This is a genomic window from Streptococcus lishijunsis, from assembly GCF_047290665.1.
Classification (GTDB): Bacteria; Bacillota; Bacilli; order Lactobacillales; family Streptococcaceae; genus Streptococcus.
Map to the genome: position 1 here is coordinate 1 of NZ_JBLBUC010000056.1, position 686 is coordinate 686.

Here is a 686-nt window from a genome sequence, read left to right on the forward strand (position 1 = left end):
AGTGCTAGTTAAATTCAAAATAGTTCATATTGTAGTCCATTAGGATTTGTATGAGTCTAATTTATACTCCAGATAAGCTTCTAGCAAGCGAGTGTTCAATATCAAATAAAGCACACAACTTAGAGAAACGAGCTTCAGTACTTCGTCTCATAGCCAACAATCTCCAATCATTGTGCTTCTTACCCCCCCTTCCGGCAACTCCTCTGCTACTTTGCTATCATGAACAGAAGCTGGTGTGACGATGTAGTTTAGAATATAGCCTGATAAGGTGACTAACATATGAACCTTAAACTCATAAAACCAACTGTGTTTAGACGCATTGTAGTCAATGTCTTCCAGTCCATCCAAAATGTTTACGCGACAATTCCTAACAGACTGGCAAAGCGATAAAGGAAAACTATCTATGATAACAATGGCTTGAGAAGACATTTGGGTATTCATAGTTTGCCGAATGAGTTGTAGCAACCCAATCAACTGTCCAAAACAACAATTAAAACGACTTCTCTCAAGCATTCTACCCCAAGGAAATAGGCGATAAATTTTGATAATTGCGTTATATTCTATTTTAAATGATGAGATTTAGCGGTATACTGTAAGTGGCTCATTTGGACAACTTCCTGTTTGTTTCATCACTTACAGTCTAGTCCTTTTGGGCTTTTTCTTCTATTGTGAATTTGACTAGCACC

General features: G+C 37.5%; 1 pseudogene. It reads right to left on the reverse strand.

Annotated elements, in window-relative coordinates:
• Positions 1-61 precede the first annotated feature (61 nt).
• Positions 62-543, reverse strand: a pseudogene (locus tag ACLN19_RS09120) (transposase); the annotation flags it as partial.
• Positions 544-686: the final 143 nt, after the last annotated feature.